Genomic DNA, 15,769 nt, shown 5'->3' on the forward strand with positions numbered 1-15,769 from the left:
GCACCCGGCTTGCGCGGTTTGCGAGTTTCGGTCAGTATAATACGGTACCGAAACGAACCAGGCGCGCCGCATGCCACTCGATCTCCGGCCATCCGAAGCCCTTGGATTGTGGCACGCAGCCACTCTCGAGCATGTTCGCGTCATCGGGCCCGATCTCACCATCAGGCAGCTGGCGATCCTCTTGCATATCTATCTGGCGCCGCCGCCGCACACGGTGCGCGGCCTGGCCGCAATGCTTGGTGTGACCAAGCCGGTGATCACCCGGGCGCTCGACACCATGGGGCATATGGGGCTGGTGCGCCGGGTGCGCGACGACCGCGACAGGCGCAACGTCATCATCAAGCGAACGGTCGATGGAGCGCTCTTTGTCGAGAAGCTTGGCGACATCATCATCGCGGAAGGGCGCAAGCTGGCGCTGGCGGAAGGATCGGGGGCATGAGTGAACAACTGGACCGCCGGTCTCATGCCTACAGGCCGGATCTTGCGGACATCCGCCTCAGGGGCCGGGTCACGGCCGACCGCTACATCGAGGGGATGCCTGCAGAGGTGATCGTGCCGGTTGCCGCCCTTCACCCCCGGCCCGACCCCGAGTCCAGCATCGACACACAGGCTTTGCGCGGCGAGGCACTCAGCGTCTTCGACATCTCCGGCGGCTGGGCTTGGGTGCAGCTCGCAGCCGATGGCTATGTCGGTTATGTGCGCGAGCAGGCGATCGGGCAGGGCGCGGGCCCGGCGACCCATGTCGTCTCGGTTCCGCGCAGCTTCCTCTATCCAGGCCCCGATCTGCGCTTTCCGCACCTCGATGCCCTGTCGATGGGCAGCCGGCTAAGGATCGTCGGGACAGCCGAGACCCGGGCAACCCCTTACGCCATTCTGGAGGACGGATCAGCCATCATCGCCGCGCATCTTCTGCCGGTTGCAGAGAACCTGACAGACGATACCGTGTCGGTGGCATCGCGCTTTCTCGAAACGCCCTATCTCTGGGGCGGGCGATCGGGTTTCGGAATCGATTGCTCGGGCCTGGTGCAAATGGCGCTGGCCATGACCGGCAAGTCCGCGCCGCGCGATTCCGACCAGCAGGCCGCCAGCCTGGGCCGGATCATCGACCCTGACACTGACGGCCTGCAACGCGGTGACCTGGTGTTCTGGAAAGGCCATGTCGGCTTCATCGAGGATCCTGAGACGCTCCTCCACGCCTCGGGTGGAACCATGTATGTCACGCGGGAACCCTTGCGCGATGCGATCGACCGTATCGCCCGGCTGTACGGATTGCCGACCTGTTATCGGAGGCCGTAAGCCGGCTCAATAGCCCGCCTTGCGGTCCACCAGGTTGAGCAGCGGCTCGCCGCGCTCGAAGGCATCGATCTGTTCCACCATCGGTGCAATCAGCGATGACGGCATCGACGCCGCCGCGGCATGCGGCGTGATTGTCACCTTGGGATGGCTCCAGAACGGGCTTTCCGGATCGAGCGGCTCCTGCTGGAACACATCGAGCGTCACTGCCGAGAGCAGCTCCTCATCCAGGGCTGCGAGGATGTCCGCCTCGTTCTGCAGCCCGCCACGCCCGGCATTGATCAGCACCGGCGCGCCCAGCGGCCCGCGTTTGGTCATCCGGGCGAAGAGGTCGCGATTGAGGATTTCGTGGGTGTCGGGCGTTAGCGGCAGCAGCACGACGAAGATGTCGGCAGAGGCGAGGAAAGCGTCAAGTCCAGCCTCCCCCGCATGACAGGTGACCCCCTCTACCTGTTTCTGCGTTCTCGACCATCCGGTCACGGCAAAACCCATGACCTGAAGCTTGGCGGCTGCGTCGCGGCCAAGTTCCCCCAGGCCCATGATTCCCACGGTGATGTCAGCGGCAGCCTTCTGGTCACGGTCCTCGTACCAGGTCCGGCTGGCCTGCTGGGCCCGGTAACGCGGCCCCAGCCGGTGATGGTCAAGCACCTGCCAGACCACGTATTCGCTCATCCGCGTGGTCAGGTTCGGCGAGACGACACGCACGATCGGCACGTCCGGCAGATCGGGGTCGGCAAAGACATGGTCAACGCCGGCGCCGAGCGAGAAGATCACCTTGAGGTTCGGCAGTTTCGACAACAGGCCCGGGCGCTGCTTCCAGACAATCGCATATTCTATGCTCGGATCGGTCTCTCCGTCCGGTTCAAGCGTCACCTGCCGTCCAGGTGCAGCCTTGGCGAGCTCCTGGGTCCATACGTCCGGCGCCCAGCCGGTGAGGGCGAGCAGGATTCGCCCCTTCTTGGTGTCTGACATTGTTCCGCCTATTCGCTGACCGCTCCGCCGGAGGCGGCTTCGAGATTGAAGGCCGCCGCCATCAGGGCCTTGGTGTATTCAGTGGTCGGGTGATCGAATATCTGGTCCGCCGTTCCCTGTTCCACCACCTTGCCGGCGCGCATGACGATCACGTCATTGGCCAGAGCCCGCACAACCTTGAGGTCATGGCTGATGAACAGGTAAGCCAGATCATGCCGGCGCTGCAGATCCCTGAGCAGGTCCACCACCTGCGCCTGAACGCTCATGTCGAGCGCCGAGGTCGGCTCGTCCAGCATCACGAAACGGGGCTTGAGCACCATGGCCCGGGCAATCGCGATGCGCTGGCGCTGGCCACCGGAAAACTCGTGCGGATAGCGCCAGCGCGTCGAGGCGTCGAGCCCCACTTCCTCGAGCGCCGCAGCCACCCGCCGGTCGCGATCCTGGGCGGAAAGATCCCTGGCGTGGATTGCCAGCCCCTCGCCAACGATGTCGGCGATCGACATGCGCGGACTGAGTGATCCGAACGGGTCCTGAAACACCACCTGCATGGAGCTTCTGAGCGACCGCATCTGCTTGAACGACCGCTCGTGCAGCGGCAGCTTGTTGAAATGGATCGCGCCTTCGCTGCGGATCAGCCGCATCAGCGCTAACCCGAGTGTGGTCTTGCCCGATCCCGATTCGCCGACGACGCCAAGCGTCTGGCCTGATTTCAGGGAAAGCGACAGCCCGTCCACGGCCTTGACGTGGTCAACCGTGCGCCTGAGAAAACCCTGCTTGACCGGAAACCAGACCTTGATGTCGCTGGCCTGCATCACCTCGGGCGCCGATGGCTTGCGCCTGGGCGGCTCACCCTTGGGTTCGGCGGCGAGCAGGTGCTTGGTATAGGCATGCTGCGGATTGGCAAAGATTTCCGCTGTCGGACCGGTTTCCACGATCTTGCCATTGGTCATCACGCAGACCCGGTCGGCGAATTTGCGCACGATTCCCAGATCGTGCGTGATGAACAACATGGCCATCCCGTGCTCGTTCTTCAGCTCACGCAGCAATTCGAGGATCTGCGCCTGTACTGTGACGTCGAGCGCCGTGGTCGGTTCGTCGGCAATCAGCAGTTCGGGACGGTTGGCAAGCGCCATCGCGATCATCACCCGCTGCCGCTGACCGCCCGAAAGCTGGTGCGGGTAGGAGGCAAGCCGCTTCCGCGGTTCACGAATGCCAACCTGTTCGAGCAATTCCAGAACCTGGCGCTGGGCCTCGTCCGGCTGGATCTGCTGGTGCAGATGCAGGATTTCCGAAATCTGCTTCTCAACCGTCTGCAGCGGATTGAGCGAGGTCATCGGCTCCTGGAAGATCATGGTGATGTCGTTGCCGCGTACCTCCCGGATCTCCGGTTCGGGCGCCGAGAGCAGGTCCTGTCCCTTGAACAGGATCTCACCCGAGGGATGGCTCGCGGCCGGGTAGGGCAGCAACCGCAGCACCGACAGCGCCGAGACCGATTTGCCGGACCCGGATTCGCCCACCAGCGCGACTGTTTCACCTCGTTTGATGTCAAACGAAATGTGGTCGACCGCCGTCTGGCTGTCGCCGCCCTGGTGGAATTCCACCGACAGGTCGCGAACCGACAGCAGCACCTCGTCTTTGTTCGCACCACTCATCGGAACGTCTTTCGCGGGTCGAAGGCGTCACGGGTCGCTTCGCCGATGAAGATCAGCAGCGACAGCATGATCGAGATGGTGAAGAAGGCCGTCAGCCCGAGCCAGGGTGCCTGCAGGTTGCGCTTGCCCTGCGCGATCAGTTCGCCCAGCGAGGCCGAGCCGGGCGGCAGCCCGAAGCCGAGGAAATCGAGCGAGGTCAGCGTGGTGATCGAGCCGGAAAGGATGAACGGCAGGAAGGTCAGCGTCGCCACCATCGCGTTGGGCAGCAGGTGGCGGAACATGATCGTGGTGTTGCCCACGCCCAGCGCCCGGGCGGCGTTGACATATTCGAAATTGCGCGCCCGCAGGAACTCCGCCCGCACGATGCCGACGAACGATACCCATGAGAACAACAGCATGATGCCGAGCAGGATCCAGAACCCGGGTGGCAGCACCGCGGCAATGATCAAGAGGATGTAGAGCACCGGCATCGACGACCAGATCTCGATGAAACGCTGCATCAGAAGGTCGGTCCAGCCGCCGAAATAGCCTTGCACGGCACCTGCGGCGATGCCGATCAGCGCCGAGAAGATGGTCAGTGTCAGGCCGAACAGCACCGAGATGCGAAAGCCGTAGATCATCCGGGCAGTGACGTCCCGCGCCTGGTCATCAGTCCCGAGCCAGTTCATGTTGCCCAGCGTGCAGCCCGGATCCTCGTCCTTGAGCGGATAGGCCGAGCAGGCCTCCCCTTCATCGAGCAGCCAGAAGGGTGCGGTCGGCGCGGAGTGGGGGATGTAGGAGTTGGCCGTGGTGTAGGAGTAGCGGATCGGTGGCCAGATCATCCAGCCGTTTGCCTCGATCTCGTCCTGGATGAACGGGTCGCGATAGTCCGTGCGCGCAAGAAAGCCGCCGAACTTTTCTTCCGGGTAGTCAACCACAACCGGATAGAGGATCTCGCCCTTGTAGGACGCCAGGATGGGGCGGTCATTGGCGATGAATTCCGCCAGGAGGCTGGCAATGAACAGGATCATGAAGATCCACAACGACCAGTAGCCGCGGCGGTTGGCCTTGAAATTGGACCAGCGCCGCCTGTTGGTCGGCGACAGCCAGCCCTTCGGCCGGCCTTGGGCATCATAGGCCTGTGCATTGCTGGAAGCCGGCGCGTTCATCCGACATCCCTTTTCTCGAAATCGATGCGCGGATCGACCCAGGTGTAGACCAGGTCGGAAATCAGCCCGACCACCAGGCCCATCAGCGAGAAGATGAACAGCGTCGCGAACACAACCGGATAATCCCGCTTGATCACCGATTCAAAACCGAGCCGGCCCAGCCCGTCGAGCGAGAAGATCGTCTCGATCAGCAGTGAGCCCGAAAAGAACGCGGAGATGAAAGCACCGGGAAAGCCGGCGATGACGATCAGCATCGCGTTGCGAAAGACGTGGCGGTAGAGCACCTGGCTTTCGCTCAGCCCCTTGGCACGCGCGGTTGTCACATACTGCTTGCGGATTTCGTCGATGAAGGAGTTCTTGGTCAGCAGCGTGGTGGTGGCAAAGGCCGCCAGCGACAGCGCGATCAGCGGCAGCGCTAGGTGCCAGAAATAGTCGACGATCTTGCCGAACAGGCTGAGCTCGGCGAAATTGTCCGATGTCAGCCCGCGCAGCGGAAACCAGTCGAAGAACGATCCGCCGGCAAACACGACGATCAGCAGGATACCGACCAGAAAGCCAGGCACCGCATAGGCGACGATGATCAGGCCGGATGTCCACACATCGAAGCGCGAGCCGTCGGAGACGGCCTTCTTGATCCCCAGCGGAATCGAGATGATGTAGGAGAGCAGCAGGATCCAGACGCCGAGCGAGATCGACACCGGCATTTTTTCGATGATCAGGTCGATCACATCGATGCTGCGGAAATAGCTCTCGCCGAAATCGAAGCGGATATAGTTCCACATCATCAGTCCGAACCGCTCGAGCGGCGGCTTGTCGAAGCCGAACTGCGCTTCCAGTTTGGCGATGAATTCCGGATCGAGCCCCTGCGCGCCGCGATATTGCGAAGTGACCGAATCGCCGAAATCCTGGCTCTGCAGCCCGGGATCGTCGCCGCCGCCGCCGGAAATGCGGTCGGTCGCCGAATCGCCCTGCCCGGTCAGCTGCGCGATCACCTGTTCCACCGGACCGCCCGGCGCGAACTGGATCACCGCGAACGAGATCGCCATGATACCGACAATGGTCGGGATCATCAGAAGCAGGCGGCGAAGAATATAGGCGCCCATCAGTCCACCCGTCGGATGCCCGTCCGGGCAACGGCAGTGTGGCAGGGTCTGGTGCCGGTGACAGACTTCAAGTGCATTCCTTCCCGGCCCGGAAACCCTGGGCCTGAGGGTGATTCGCAACGGCCCAATTCAGAATCGAATGTGACCGTCCGCGCAAGGCCAAAGCAGCCCCTTCGGTGATCAAGGCTTGCCGTTGAACCACCATACACCGGGAAACCCGAGCGAATAGTAGGGCAGCTCTTCGGGATGCGAGAGCCGGTCCCAATAGGCAATGCGCGAGTTGCGCAGCGTGTAGGTGGGGATGACGAAATGATTGGCCAGCAGCACCCGGTCGAGCGCCCGTGCTGTCTGGATCAGCGTCTCGCGGTCCTTGGCGAAGGCAATCTTGCGCACCAGTTCATCAATGGCCGGGTCGGCAATGCCGGCATAATTGGCGGAGCCCTCCCGGTCCGCTGCCCTTGAGCCCCAGTATTCGGCCTGCTCGTTGCCGGGCGAAAGCGATTGCCCCCAGCCATTGTAGATCATGTCGAAGTCCCGCGATCGCAGCCGGTTCACAAATTGTGACGAATCGAGCACCCGGATGGAGACGTCGACGCCGATCCGCCGCAGGTTTTGCGCAAAAGGCAGCGCGACTTTTTCAATAAGCGGACCATTCAGCATGATTTCGAAGGTAAAGGGCTCACCGGTCTCCTCATTGACCATCTGGTTGCCGCGCAGCGTGTATCCGGCTTCGCGGAACAGCGACACTGCTTCGCGCAGGTTGGAGCGCATGTTGGCCTGGACATCCTGCTCCGTGCCGCCCACCGGGTTCTCATAGGGCGTGGTGAACACGCTCTCGGGAACTTCGCCCTCAAGCGATTTCAGGATGTCGAGTTCCTGGCCCTGAGGCAGCCCGGAAGAGGCCAGCTCGGTGCCGAAGAAGAAGCTGTCGACCCGGTCATACTGTCCGAAGAAGAGGTTCCTGTTCTGATCCTCGAAATTGTAGGCATAGTTCAGTGCGCGGCGAACCCGTGGGTCCTTGAACTTGTCGCGGCGCAGATTGGGAATGAAGCCGACAAGAACCCCGCTTGACCGGTAGGCGTTTTCCGGAGTCTCCCGAATGATGCGGCCTTCCGTTGCCGCCGGGAAATCATAGGCATTGACCCATCGTTTGGCTTCGTTTTCCTGCCAGAAATCCACATTGTCTGATTTGAACGCCTCGAACTCGACATTGCGGTCGGCGAAATAGGTGTAGGTGATGCGGTCGAAATTGTTGCGGCCGATATTGACGTTGAGATCTGCACCCCAGTAATCCGCCACCCGCTCATAGGTCAGGCTTTCGCCAGGGCGGACATTGGCAATGCGGTAGGGACCCGAGCCCAACGGCGGTTCCAGGGTCGTCTCGCCGATGGCGGCCGTTTCGCCGTCGCGTTCCTGCCACCAGTGTTTGGGCAGGATGAGCAATTCGCCGACGATCTTGGGCAGCTCGAGGTTGTTTTTCTCATCAAAGGTGAAGGTGATCTCCCTCGGTCCGGTGATTTCCGCCTTGGTGACATGCCGGTAGTAGAATTCGCGCTGCGGATTGTTCGCCACCGTTTGCTCGAAGGTCCAGACCACGTCTTCCGGCGTCACCGGTTTGCCATCATGCCAGCGGGCGCCTTCGCGCAGCCGGTAGGATACCCAGGAATAGTCATCGGGATAGCGGACGGCTTCCGCCAGCAGGCCATAGTCGGCGGAAATCTCGTCTTCCGAGGAGACCATCAGGGTTTCGAAGACAAGGCCCAGTCCAACCGCCAGATCGCCCTTGGCAGGCACAGGGTTGAGCGTATCGAAGGATCCGTCTTCCGAGAGCCTCAGGGTGCCGCCCTTGGGAGCATCGGGGTTGACGTAGTCGAACCGCGCAAACCCTTCCGGATATTTCGGCTCGCCGACAATTGCCGTTGCGTGCCGCCAGGCCGGTTCCTCGGCCAGAAGAGCCGGTGTGCTTGTCAGCAGCCAGGCGATCGCCAGCATGAAAGGGGCGGTGCGGTTGATCATCTTTGCCAGTCCTCCGGTAACCTTCATCGATCACAAGACAATAGGTCACTTGTGCGGCACTTGCAGGGGCTCACGCGGATTTCTGTCTCGATTCATAAAAAAAGCCGGGCTCAAGGCCCGGCTCCTTAAATCCATGCACGCATCACTCGCCCGGCAGAGGCGGCGGCGTATCTGCAACCGTGCGGAGATAGGCGATCAGATCGGCCCGTTCCTCGATTTTCTTCAATCCCGCAAAGCCCATTGAAGTACCAGAGATGTACTTCTTCGGAGCGGCGAGGAAATTGCTCAGACGCTCATAGGTCCATTCCACGGAGCCGCCTTCGGAGTATTCCGTCAGAGCTCCGGAATAATTGAAATCGGCGTGGGTCGCGACCGGACGGTTGACGATGTTCCAGAGGCCGGGGCCAACCTTGTTGGCGTTGCCGGCGTCATTGGTGTGGCAGGCCGCGCACTTCTTGAAGACGTTCTCACCCTTTGCAGGGTCGGCGCTGGCCAGCAGCGGCTCGATCAGTTCCGGTGCGGCTTCTTCGGCAGGTTCCGCGGCATCGCCGCCGCCCTCGGCAACTTCAATCATGAAGCCTTCGGTTTCCGGTTCGGCGGCATGGTAGATACCATCCGAAACAATCGAGAGTGTCATCAGGATGAACAGGAGGCCGAGAAAGGCGCCCGCCGCCGAGTTGAAGTATGAGGAGTTCATGTTCCGTCGCTCCGTTTCGGTTCGGCTTCCGCCCAGTTATCCGCAATATCCGAACCAGTCTTGAAATCGCGCGGAACCTATGTCTTTTGCAAGTTCGTTGCAACACCGTTTGTAACGGTGGCAGTGAGACTTTTTGACACTTGCGCCGCAAACCGAGGGATTGGACGCGCCATGGCAGCAGGTTCCGAGCATACGCTCGTCATTATTCCGGCCCGATTGGCGTCAGCCCGGCTGCCCAACAAACCGCTTGCCGACATTGCCGGCGAGCCGATGGTGGTTCGCGTGGCACGGCAGGCAGCGCTCGCCGATGTCGGACGCGTCGCGGTCGCTACTGATTCGCTCGAGATTGCGGATGTCGTCAGAGCCGCCGGCTTTGAAGCGGTGATGACCCGCGACGATCATCAGTCCGGGTCGGACCGTGTGTTCGAGGCGGCAACGATCATGGATCCCGATGCGAAAGCCGGCATCATCCTCAATGTGCAGGGCGACATTCCGGCAATCGAGCCGGAAACCATTCGCCGCTCAGTCCTGCCGCTTGCCGCTTCTGCGGCAGATCTCGCCACGCTTGCCGTCGAGATTGTCGATGAGGCGGAGAAGACCAATCCGAACATCGTCAAGGTGATCGGTACTCCGATCGGCGACGGGCTGCTGCGTGCACTCTATTTCACCCGGGCCACGGCGCCTTACGGCGAAGGCCCGCTCTACCACCATATCGGGCTTTATGCCTGGCGCCGACCGGCGTTGCAGCGCTTCGTGTCGCTCAGGCCGTCGACGCTGGAAAAGCGCGAATCGCTCGAGCAGTTGCGGGCGCTCGAGGATGGCATGCGCATCGACGTGGCGATCGTTGACTCCGTACCGCTCGGTGTCGATACTCCCGCCGATCTTGCGCGCGCCCGCCAAATCCTGGCACCGAAATAGGCGCGCATTTCTCAAAACGGACAGACCTGATGACCGCTTCCACCAACCGCATCGCCTTTCAGGGCGAGTTTGGCGCAAACTCCGACATGGCGTGCCGCGACATGTTTCCCGCCATGGAGCCCTTGCCCTGCGCCACCTTTGAAGACGCCTTCAATGCGCTCGCCCAGGGGGAAGCGGATCTGGCGATGATCCCGATCGAGAACACGATCGCCGGCCGGGTCGCCGATATTCATCACCTGCTGCCGGAATCGCAATTGCACATTGTCGGTGAGTATTTCATGCCGATCCATTTCCAGCTGATGGCGCTGCCGGGCGTCGACCGTTCGGAAATCCGCACAGTACACAGCCATGTTCACGCCGTCGGCCAGTGCCGCAAGGTGGTCCGCGCCAATGGCTGGAAGGCGGTCGTCGCCGGTGATACCGCAGGCGCCGCGCGGCTGGTCTCGGAGAGCAATGACCGGACCATGTCCGCGCTTGCACCGCGTCTTGCGGCCGAACTTTATGGATTGAACATCCTCCAAGAGAATGTCGAGGACACCGAAACCAACGTCACCCGCTTCGTGGTGCTGTCGCGGGAGGCCAAAATTCCGCCGCGCCCGGTGGCGGACGAGGTGGTCGTCACCACCTTTGTCTTCCGGGTGCGCAACATTCCCGCCGCCCTCTACAAGGCAATGGGCGGTTTCGCCACCAACGGCGTCAACATGACCAAACTCGAAAGCTACCAGATCGGCGGCAAGTTCTTTGCCACCCAGTTCTACGCCGACATCCAGGGCCATCCGGACGAACCGCCGGTGGCGCGCGCCATGGAAGAGCTCGGCTTCTTCTCGAAGGAGCTGAGGATCCTGGGCGTCTATCCGGCCCATCCGTTCCGCCTGGCGCAGAACGGCTCGCATGCAGAAGAGGTCGAGGGCTGAACCGCAGGTTTACCTGCGCCAGTCCAGCCAGTCGCGCATCAGCCGGTGGGCGATCGCGCCGGGTGGCGGCGCCGAGGCATCCGCCTCGCCAAGGCTCGATGCCAGCATTGCCTCGGTCTCGGAGCGGTCGAACCAGCGGCAGTCTTCCAGCTCGGCCGTGTCGCGGGTGATCTCCAGGCTTTGCGCTTCCGCATAGACACCGATCATCAGGGAATGCGGCATCGGCCAGGGTTGGCTGGCGTGGTAGCGTACGCGGCCGACCTTGATGCCTGATTCCTCCATCGTCTCGCGGCGTACCGCATCTTCCATGGTTTCGCCCGGCTCGATGAAGCCGGCCAGGCACGAATACATGCCGGGCGGGAAATGCGGGCTGCGTCCCAGCAGGCATCGATCGCTCGCCTCGTCGATGGTCAGCATGATCGCCACCGGGTCTGTGCGCGGAAACACCGTGTGGCCGCAACCCTTGCAGCGCCGCCGGTATCCGCCGGCTTCCGGCGTCATCGGCTCGCCGCAGCCGCCGCAATGCCGGTTGGCCAGCGCCCAGGACACCAGGCTGGTGCCTTGCGCATAGGCGCCAAGAGCTTCTTCGTCCATCAGGGCCTGACGATAGACCGACCGCGTGTCGATCGCCTTGAACGGCTCGGGCAGATCGTCGGGCTCGATACCCACAGGCATGGCAATCCGGGCAACGCCGGCCTCGTCCCAGCCGATCAGCACCGCATCGGCGTTCCGCGGCTGCATCAAGGCAAGGTCGTCGGCCTTCAGCAGGCCGTCGGGCGCGTTTCCATCCACCCGCATCGCCAGCCGGCCCTTGCTGATGGCGAAGTACCGCGTCGCAGGATCCTTGAGCGCGTCGCCGAGCTCTGTTTCGGTGCGGTGTTCGGAACGGCGGTCCAGCCGGTTGGAGGAAAAAGCCACAAGCCGGCTGGCTTCGCCATGCGGAGCATCATGGTCAAACAGGGAAAATGTCATATTCTAGAGGGCCTCGAGAAGTCTTTCAGTAAATTCGGCGCGGGCGCTTGTGGCCCAGGGTTTGGCTTGGCCGTGGCCCCAGACTGGTCCTGGCCACGCCGGATCGCCCTCGTCGCGGGCAATGATGTGAAGATGGAACTGGCGAACCTGGTTGCCAAGCGCGCCGACATTGATCTTCAGGCAGCCCGAAGCCTGCTTGACCGCCTTGGCCGCGATCGCCGTTTCAAAGGTCAGCATCGTCTGGTCAAGCGGTGTCATCTCGAAAATCTCGGAAATGCCGCTGCGTTGCGGCACCAGCAGCACCCACGGCCAGCGCGAATCCTCCATCAGCCTGAGCTGGCAAAGGCCCAGCTTCATCAGCAACGTGCTGTCGCGTTCAAGGCGCGGATCGAGAACAAAATCGGACATGAGGACACCGCCGAACAAGGTTGAGGCGCAACTCTAGCAGTTTTTTTTGGCGCTGGCTTGCTTTTGCCTCACTGATTGACGATATGTGGCCTCGGGAGGTTGGTGGTGGACGAGCCACTCGCCAACCGGGTCAGGTCCGGAAGGAAGCAGCCCTAACGAGCCCGGCACGGGTCACCGTGCCAGCCTCCCACCCTTTCGCCCGTCCTGTATTGCTGTGCGCGCTCGAGCGGGCACGCGGGGGGCGCTGCAAGATCTTTTGCAGCCAACTGCCGACCCGTCATTGACGGGGTTCGACCGGGGTGCAAACATTCTCTTTGAATGGCCATCGGGCCAGCGCGAGGGCGGCACGAGGATCATGGACGAAACAACCGGCACGACCACAGTTTCGGCGGGTGCAGGCGCTGAGAACCAGGCGCCGTACCGGGTTCTGGCACGCAAGTACCGCCCGAAGGATTTCACCGACCTTATCGGCCAGGAGCCGATGGTCCGCACGCTGACCAACGCCTTTTCCTCCGGCCGCATCGCCCAGGCCTGGATGCTGACCGGCGTCCGCGGCGTCGGCAAGACCACCACCGCCCGGATCCTGGCGCGAGCGCTAAATTACGAGACTGCAGAAATCGACAAGCCGACCATTGATCTGACCGTGCCCGGCGAGCACTGCCAGGCGATCATGGAAGGCCGCCATGTCGATGTCATCGAGATGGATGCTGCCTCGCATACCGGCATCGACGATATTCGCGAGATCATCGAGCAGGTGCGCTACCGCCCGGTGTCGGCGCGCTACAAGGTCTACATCATCGACGAAGTGCACATGCTCTCCAACCAGGCCTTCAACGGCCTGCTCAAGACGCTGGAGGAGCCGCCGGCCCATGTGAAGTTCATCTTCGCCACCACCGAGATCCGCAAGGTTCCGATCACCGTGCTGTCGCGCTGCCAGCGTTTTGACCTGCGCCGCATCGATTCGGGCCTGCTGGTGGCGCATTTCAAAAACGTCGCCGGCCAGGAAGGCATTGCGATTGACGACGAATCGCTTGCCATGATTGCCCGCGCCGCTGAAGGTTCGGTGCGCGATGGCCTGTCGCTGCTCGATCAGGCGATCGCCCATGGCGGCGGCAGCGTTGATGCCGAAGCGGTGCGCTCCATGCTCGGGCTCGCCGACCGCTCCCGCATTGTCGGCCTGTTTGGCTCGCTCATGGCTGGCGACGTGGCCGCGGCGCTCGCAAGTTTTCGCGATCAATATGATTCCGGCGCCGGCCCGTCTGTGATTCTGACCGATCTGGCGGATTTCACCCATCTCGTGACAAGGCTCAAATTCGTGCCGGAAGCCGGCCAAGACCCTTCACTGACCGAAACCGAGCGCGAGAGCGGCGCGGACTATGCCGCGAAGCTCTCGACCGTCATTCTCTCGCGCGTCTGGCAGATGTTGCTCAAGGGGATCTCCGAGACCGATACCTCAAGCAGGCCTGCGGCGGCGGCTGAGATGGCGTTGATTCGCATTGCCCATGCCGCCAACCTGCCTTCTCCGGAAGATGCCTTGAAAGCCTTCCAGAATTCCGGCGGAGGCTCCGCAGAGGTCAGTGGACAGGCCTCCGGCAGCGGACCATCCGGAGGCGGAGCGACGGCCCGAGCGGTTGGCGAACGAAGGATGCCTCAGGGCGGTAACGGCGGCGGGCAACCGTCAATGCGTCTTGCCCATTCCGCCGAACCTTCCGTTGCAGCTGCCGCCGTTTCCGAACCGGTCGAGGAAGTCGCCATCGGTTCGCTCGAAGACATGGTTGCGCTCGCCGAAAAGCACCGCGACATCGCCATGAAGGTCCAGATCCGGACGGGCGTGCGGCTGGTCAGGATCGAGCCCGGCCGCCTGGAAATTAACCTGGCGCCCGATGCGAGCCCCAGCCTGCCCGGCGAACTGATCAAGAAGCTCGGCGACTGGACCGGCGCCAAGTGGTCGGTTGCATTGAGCCGCGAGGAGGGCGCGCCGACGCTGGCCGAGCGCGAGACCGCCAAGCGCGAGGCGCTCGTCAGCGACGCCCGCCAGGATCCTGATGTCGCCGCCATTCTGGCGCGCTTCCCCGGCGCTCGCGTCACCGATGTGCGCATCGCCGCACTCGAGGAAGACCTCGCAGCCGAGGCGCTCTCGCCAACCGAGGATGGAGATATCCTTCCGGAAGATCTCGAACCCGAAGACAGCTCGGACTGAGCGCGCATATCGCTCCGGCCGCGGCGGCTTGAAACCGGCAAACAACACTCGAACCGGCAAACAACACTCGAAAAGGAGACCTGGATGAAAGACATCATGGGTATGATGGGTAAGATCAAGGACATGCAGGCCAAGATGGAACGCATGCAGGAAGAGCTTGCCGAGCTGGAATGCGAAGGCGTGGCGGGCGGCGGCATGGTCTCTGTCCGCCTCACCGGCAAGGGCCTGATGAAGGGTCTCTCGATTGATCCTTCCATGTTCAAGGAAGACGATGTCGAGATCCTCGAGGACCTGATTGTCGCCGCCCACAATGACGCCAAGGCCAAGGTCGAGGCGATGATGGCCGAGCGGACAAAGGAACTGACTGCCGGACTGCCGATTCCCCCCGGCATGAAACTGCCGTTCTAGGCCTTGCGCAGGGATCGGCTCTTGGTGAGGACAGACTGAAATGCAGAAGCGTGTAACCGGGCCGGAAATCGAGCGCCTGATCCAGCTGCTTGCGCGGGTTCCGGGGCTCGGGCCGCGCTCGGCCCGCCGCGCAGCTTTGCACCTGATCAAGAAGAAGGATCAACTCATGGGGCCCTTGGCGCTGGCCATGAACGAGGCTTTCGACAAGGTCCGCATCTGCTCGACTTGTGGCAATGCCGACACCTCCGATCCGTGCACGGTCTGTACGGATCCGACCCGCGACCAGAGCGTCATCATCGTTGTCGAGGACGTCGCCGATCTCTGGGCGCTCGAGCGGGCAGCCGCGATGAATGCCGGCTATCATGTGCTTGGCGGTACTCTCTCACCGCTCGACGGCGTCGGCCCGGATGATCTGTCGATCGCAAAGCTTGTCGACCGCGTGGCGGCGGGCGGCGTCCGCGAGATCCTGATTGCTGTCAACGCCACCGTCGAAGGCCAGACGACGGCGCACTACATCACCGAGCAATTGTCCGGCTTCGACATCAAGGTTACCCGCCTGGCCCATGGTGTGCCGGTCGGCGGTGAGCTGGATTATCTCGACGAGGGCACGCTGGCAGCGGCCATTCGCGCCCGCACCGCCTTCTAGGAGACGTAACGATGCCGCGGTTTTTCAATCCCGACACCATGCCGAAACCGGCGTCCAACTATGTCCAGGCTGTCGAGATGGCGTCTCCCGGCCGCCGCCTGATCATCTCCGGCCAGATTGGCGTCACTCCGGACGGGGAGATGCTCGCCGGCTACCGCGAACAGGCAGGTCAGGCCTGGCGCAACGCCCTCGCCGGACTCGCCGCCTGCAACATCCGGATCACCGATATCGTGGCAATCCGGGTCTATGACGTGGCGCCGGGCAATGTGAGCGCCTACCGCGAGCTCCGGGACCAGTTTCTTGAGGGCCATGCGCCGGCCTCGACCTATGTCATCGTCGCGGGCCTCGCCCATCCCGACCTGTTGACGGAAATCGAGGTCGAGGCATTTTCTGAACACTGAGCAACCGGTTCTTCCGGCGCC

At 62.6% G+C, this 15,769-nt stretch carries 16 protein-coding genes and 1 other RNA gene; 9 read left to right on the forward strand and 8 right to left on the reverse strand.

All coding sequences use genetic code 11. From position 1 onward, the window contains the following. Nucleotides 1–70: 70 nt before the first annotated feature. Both GTW23_RS12365 and GTW23_RS12370 read left to right on the forward strand, forming a co-directional pair. Entirely contained in the window at nucleotides 71–439 is a 369-nt protein-coding gene (locus GTW23_RS12365) for a MarR family winged helix-turn-helix transcriptional regulator (RefSeq protein WP_152010898.1), read from the forward strand. Further along, nucleotides 436–1,296 carry a C40 family peptidase gene (locus GTW23_RS12370; protein WP_252915985.1) on the forward strand — a complete coding sequence of 287 codons (861 nt, stop codon included), beginning with the start codon at nucleotides 436–438 and terminating at the stop codon, nucleotides 1,294–1,296. Before GTW23_RS12365 ends, GTW23_RS12370 begins: the two co-directional genes overlap by 4 nt. 6 nt (nucleotides 1,297–1,302) lie before the next feature. Here the strand turns inward: GTW23_RS12370 and GTW23_RS12375 are convergent, their stop codons facing one another. The 6 genes from GTW23_RS12375 to GTW23_RS12400 all read right to left on the reverse strand — a co-directional run bounded on the left by GTW23_RS12375 (nucleotide 1,303) and on the right by GTW23_RS12400 (nucleotide 8,881). Continuing rightward, nucleotides 1,303–2,265 (reverse strand): 2-hydroxyacid dehydrogenase, encoded by a 963-nt coding sequence (locus GTW23_RS12375; protein ID WP_252915986.1) that lies wholly within the window; start codon nucleotides 2,263–2,265, stop codon nucleotides 1,303–1,305. Between the two features lie 8 nt (nucleotides 2,266–2,273). Continuing rightward, nucleotides 2,274–3,917: an ABC transporter ATP-binding protein gene (locus GTW23_RS12380; RefSeq protein WP_252915987.1), complete on the reverse strand. Its 1,644-nt coding sequence runs from the start codon at nucleotides 3,915–3,917 to the stop codon at nucleotides 2,274–2,276. Beyond that, a complete protein-coding gene (locus GTW23_RS12385) occupies nucleotides 3,914–5,065 on the reverse strand; it encodes an ABC transporter permease (RefSeq protein WP_252915988.1) in 1,152 nt (383 codons plus the stop codon). Before GTW23_RS12385 ends, GTW23_RS12380 begins: the two co-directional genes overlap by 4 nt. After that, the gene (locus GTW23_RS12390; RefSeq protein WP_152010893.1) at nucleotides 5,062–6,168 is read right to left on the reverse strand and encodes a microcin C ABC transporter permease YejB; all 1,107 of its coding nucleotides are present in this window, start codon (nucleotides 6,166–6,168) and stop codon (nucleotides 5,062–5,064) included. Before GTW23_RS12390 ends, GTW23_RS12385 begins: the two co-directional genes overlap by 4 nt. Nucleotides 6,169–6,348: 180 nt before the next feature. Next, the gene (locus GTW23_RS12395) at nucleotides 6,349–8,184 is read right to left on the reverse strand and encodes an extracellular solute-binding protein (RefSeq protein WP_193217381.1); all 1,836 of its coding nucleotides are present in this window, start codon (nucleotides 8,182–8,184) and stop codon (nucleotides 6,349–6,351) included. Nucleotides 8,185–8,326: 142 nt separating this feature from the next. Beyond that, nucleotides 8,327–8,881 (reverse strand): c-type cytochrome, encoded by a 555-nt coding sequence (locus tag GTW23_RS12400; protein ID WP_252915989.1) that lies wholly within the window; start codon nucleotides 8,879–8,881, stop codon nucleotides 8,327–8,329. A gap of 171 nt (nucleotides 8,882–9,052) precedes the next feature. Between GTW23_RS12400 and GTW23_RS12405 the strand changes: the two genes are divergently transcribed. Beyond that, on the forward strand, nucleotides 9,053–9,799 hold the full coding sequence (locus GTW23_RS12405) for a 3-deoxy-manno-octulosonate cytidylyltransferase (RefSeq protein ID WP_152010890.1): 747 nt from the start codon (nucleotides 9,053–9,055) through the stop codon (nucleotides 9,797–9,799). A gap of 29 nt (nucleotides 9,800–9,828) precedes the next feature. After that, the gene (locus GTW23_RS12410) at nucleotides 9,829–10,713 is read left to right on the forward strand and encodes a prephenate dehydratase (protein ID WP_152010889.1); all 885 of its coding nucleotides are present in this window, start codon (nucleotides 9,829–9,831) and stop codon (nucleotides 10,711–10,713) included. Nucleotides 10,714–10,722: 9 nt separating this feature from the next. On the opposite strand, the gene nudC is transcribed toward GTW23_RS12410, so the two are convergent. Together nudC and GTW23_RS12420 are read right to left on the reverse strand one after the other, a co-directional pair. Continuing rightward, complete coding sequence (nudC, locus tag GTW23_RS12415) at nucleotides 10,723–11,685, reverse strand: NAD(+) diphosphatase (RefSeq protein ID WP_252915990.1); 963 nt, start codon at nucleotides 11,683–11,685, stop codon at nucleotides 10,723–10,725. A gap of 3 nt (nucleotides 11,686–11,688) precedes the next feature. Beyond that, complete coding sequence (locus GTW23_RS12420) at nucleotides 11,689–12,093, reverse strand: HIT domain-containing protein (RefSeq protein ID WP_252915991.1); 405 nt, start codon at nucleotides 12,091–12,093, stop codon at nucleotides 11,689–11,691. A 94-nt stretch (nucleotides 12,094–12,187) separates the two neighbouring features. Here GTW23_RS12420 and ffs point away from each other — a divergent pair. The 5 genes from ffs (at nucleotide 12,188) to GTW23_RS12445 (ending at nucleotide 15,748) form a co-directional block, all read left to right on the forward strand. Further along, an RNA gene (ffs, locus tag GTW23_RS12425) (signal recognition particle sRNA small type) lies at nucleotides 12,188–12,284 on the forward strand. Nucleotides 12,285–12,448: 164 nt separating this feature from the next. Then, nucleotides 12,449–14,293 (forward strand): DNA polymerase III subunit gamma/tau, encoded by a 1,845-nt coding sequence (locus tag GTW23_RS12430; protein ID WP_252915992.1) that lies wholly within the window; start codon nucleotides 12,449–12,451, stop codon nucleotides 14,291–14,293. 84 nt (nucleotides 14,294–14,377) lie between these two features. Next, the gene (locus tag GTW23_RS12435) at nucleotides 14,378–14,701 is read left to right on the forward strand and encodes a YbaB/EbfC family nucleoid-associated protein (protein WP_152010885.1); all 324 of its coding nucleotides are present in this window, start codon (nucleotides 14,378–14,380) and stop codon (nucleotides 14,699–14,701) included. 40 nt (nucleotides 14,702–14,741) lie between these two features. After that, nucleotides 14,742–15,347, forward strand: coding sequence for a recombination mediator RecR (gene recR / locus GTW23_RS12440; protein ID WP_152010884.1), 606 nt, complete (start codon nucleotides 14,742–14,744; stop codon nucleotides 15,345–15,347). An 11-nt stretch (nucleotides 15,348–15,358) separates the two neighbouring features. Beyond that, nucleotides 15,359–15,748 (forward strand): RidA family protein, encoded by a 390-nt coding sequence (locus GTW23_RS12445; protein ID WP_252915993.1) that lies wholly within the window; start codon nucleotides 15,359–15,361, stop codon nucleotides 15,746–15,748. The last annotated feature ends 21 nt before the right edge of the window (nucleotides 15,749–15,769 follow it).

Source organism: Parahoeflea alexandrii, assembly GCF_024105735.1.
Taxonomy (GTDB): Bacteria; Pseudomonadota; Alphaproteobacteria; order Rhizobiales; family Rhizobiaceae; genus Hoeflea; species Hoeflea alexandrii.

Excerpts from the sequence above, each read along its gene's own strand:
- GTW23_RS12365 (WP_152010898.1), top strand. The coding sequence starts at position 71 with ATGCCACTCGATCTCCGGCCATCCGAAGCCCTTGGATTGTGGCACGCA.
- GTW23_RS12370 (WP_252915985.1), top strand. The coding sequence starts at position 436 with ATGAGTGAACAACTGGACCGCCGGTCTCATGCCTACAGGCCGGATCTT.
- GTW23_RS12375 (WP_252915986.1), bottom strand. The coding sequence starts at position 2,265 with ATGTCAGACACCAAGAAGGGGCGAATCCTGCTCGCCCTCACCGGCTGG.
- GTW23_RS12380 (WP_252915987.1), bottom strand. The coding sequence starts at position 3,917 with ATGAGTGGTGCGAACAAAGACGAGGTGCTGCTGTCGGTTCGCGACCTG.
- GTW23_RS12385 (WP_252915988.1), bottom strand. The coding sequence starts at position 5,065 with ATGAACGCGCCGGCTTCCAGCAATGCACAGGCCTATGATGCCCAAGGC.
- GTW23_RS12390 (WP_152010893.1), bottom strand. The coding sequence starts at position 6,168 with ATGGGCGCCTATATTCTTCGCCGCCTGCTTCTGATGATCCCGACCATT.
- GTW23_RS12395 (WP_193217381.1), bottom strand. The coding sequence starts at position 8,184 with ATGATCAACCGCACCGCCCCTTTCATGCTGGCGATCGCCTGGCTGCTG.
- GTW23_RS12400 (WP_252915989.1), bottom strand. The coding sequence starts at position 8,881 with ATGAACTCCTCATACTTCAACTCGGCGGCGGGCGCCTTTCTCGGCCTC.
- GTW23_RS12405 (WP_152010890.1), top strand. The coding sequence starts at position 9,053 with ATGGCAGCAGGTTCCGAGCATACGCTCGTCATTATTCCGGCCCGATTG.
- GTW23_RS12410 (WP_152010889.1), top strand. The coding sequence starts at position 9,829 with ATGACCGCTTCCACCAACCGCATCGCCTTTCAGGGCGAGTTTGGCGCA.
- nudC (WP_252915990.1), bottom strand. The coding sequence starts at position 11,685 with ATGACATTTTCCCTGTTTGACCATGATGCTCCGCATGGCGAAGCCAGC.
- GTW23_RS12420 (WP_252915991.1), bottom strand. The coding sequence starts at position 12,093 with ATGTCCGATTTTGTTCTCGATCCGCGCCTTGAACGCGACAGCACGTTG.
- GTW23_RS12430 (WP_252915992.1), top strand. The coding sequence starts at position 12,449 with ATGGACGAAACAACCGGCACGACCACAGTTTCGGCGGGTGCAGGCGCT.
- GTW23_RS12435 (WP_152010885.1), top strand. The coding sequence starts at position 14,378 with ATGAAAGACATCATGGGTATGATGGGTAAGATCAAGGACATGCAGGCC.
- recR (WP_152010884.1), top strand. The coding sequence starts at position 14,742 with ATGCAGAAGCGTGTAACCGGGCCGGAAATCGAGCGCCTGATCCAGCTG.
- GTW23_RS12445 (WP_252915993.1), top strand. The coding sequence starts at position 15,359 with ATGCCGCGGTTTTTCAATCCCGACACCATGCCGAAACCGGCGTCCAAC.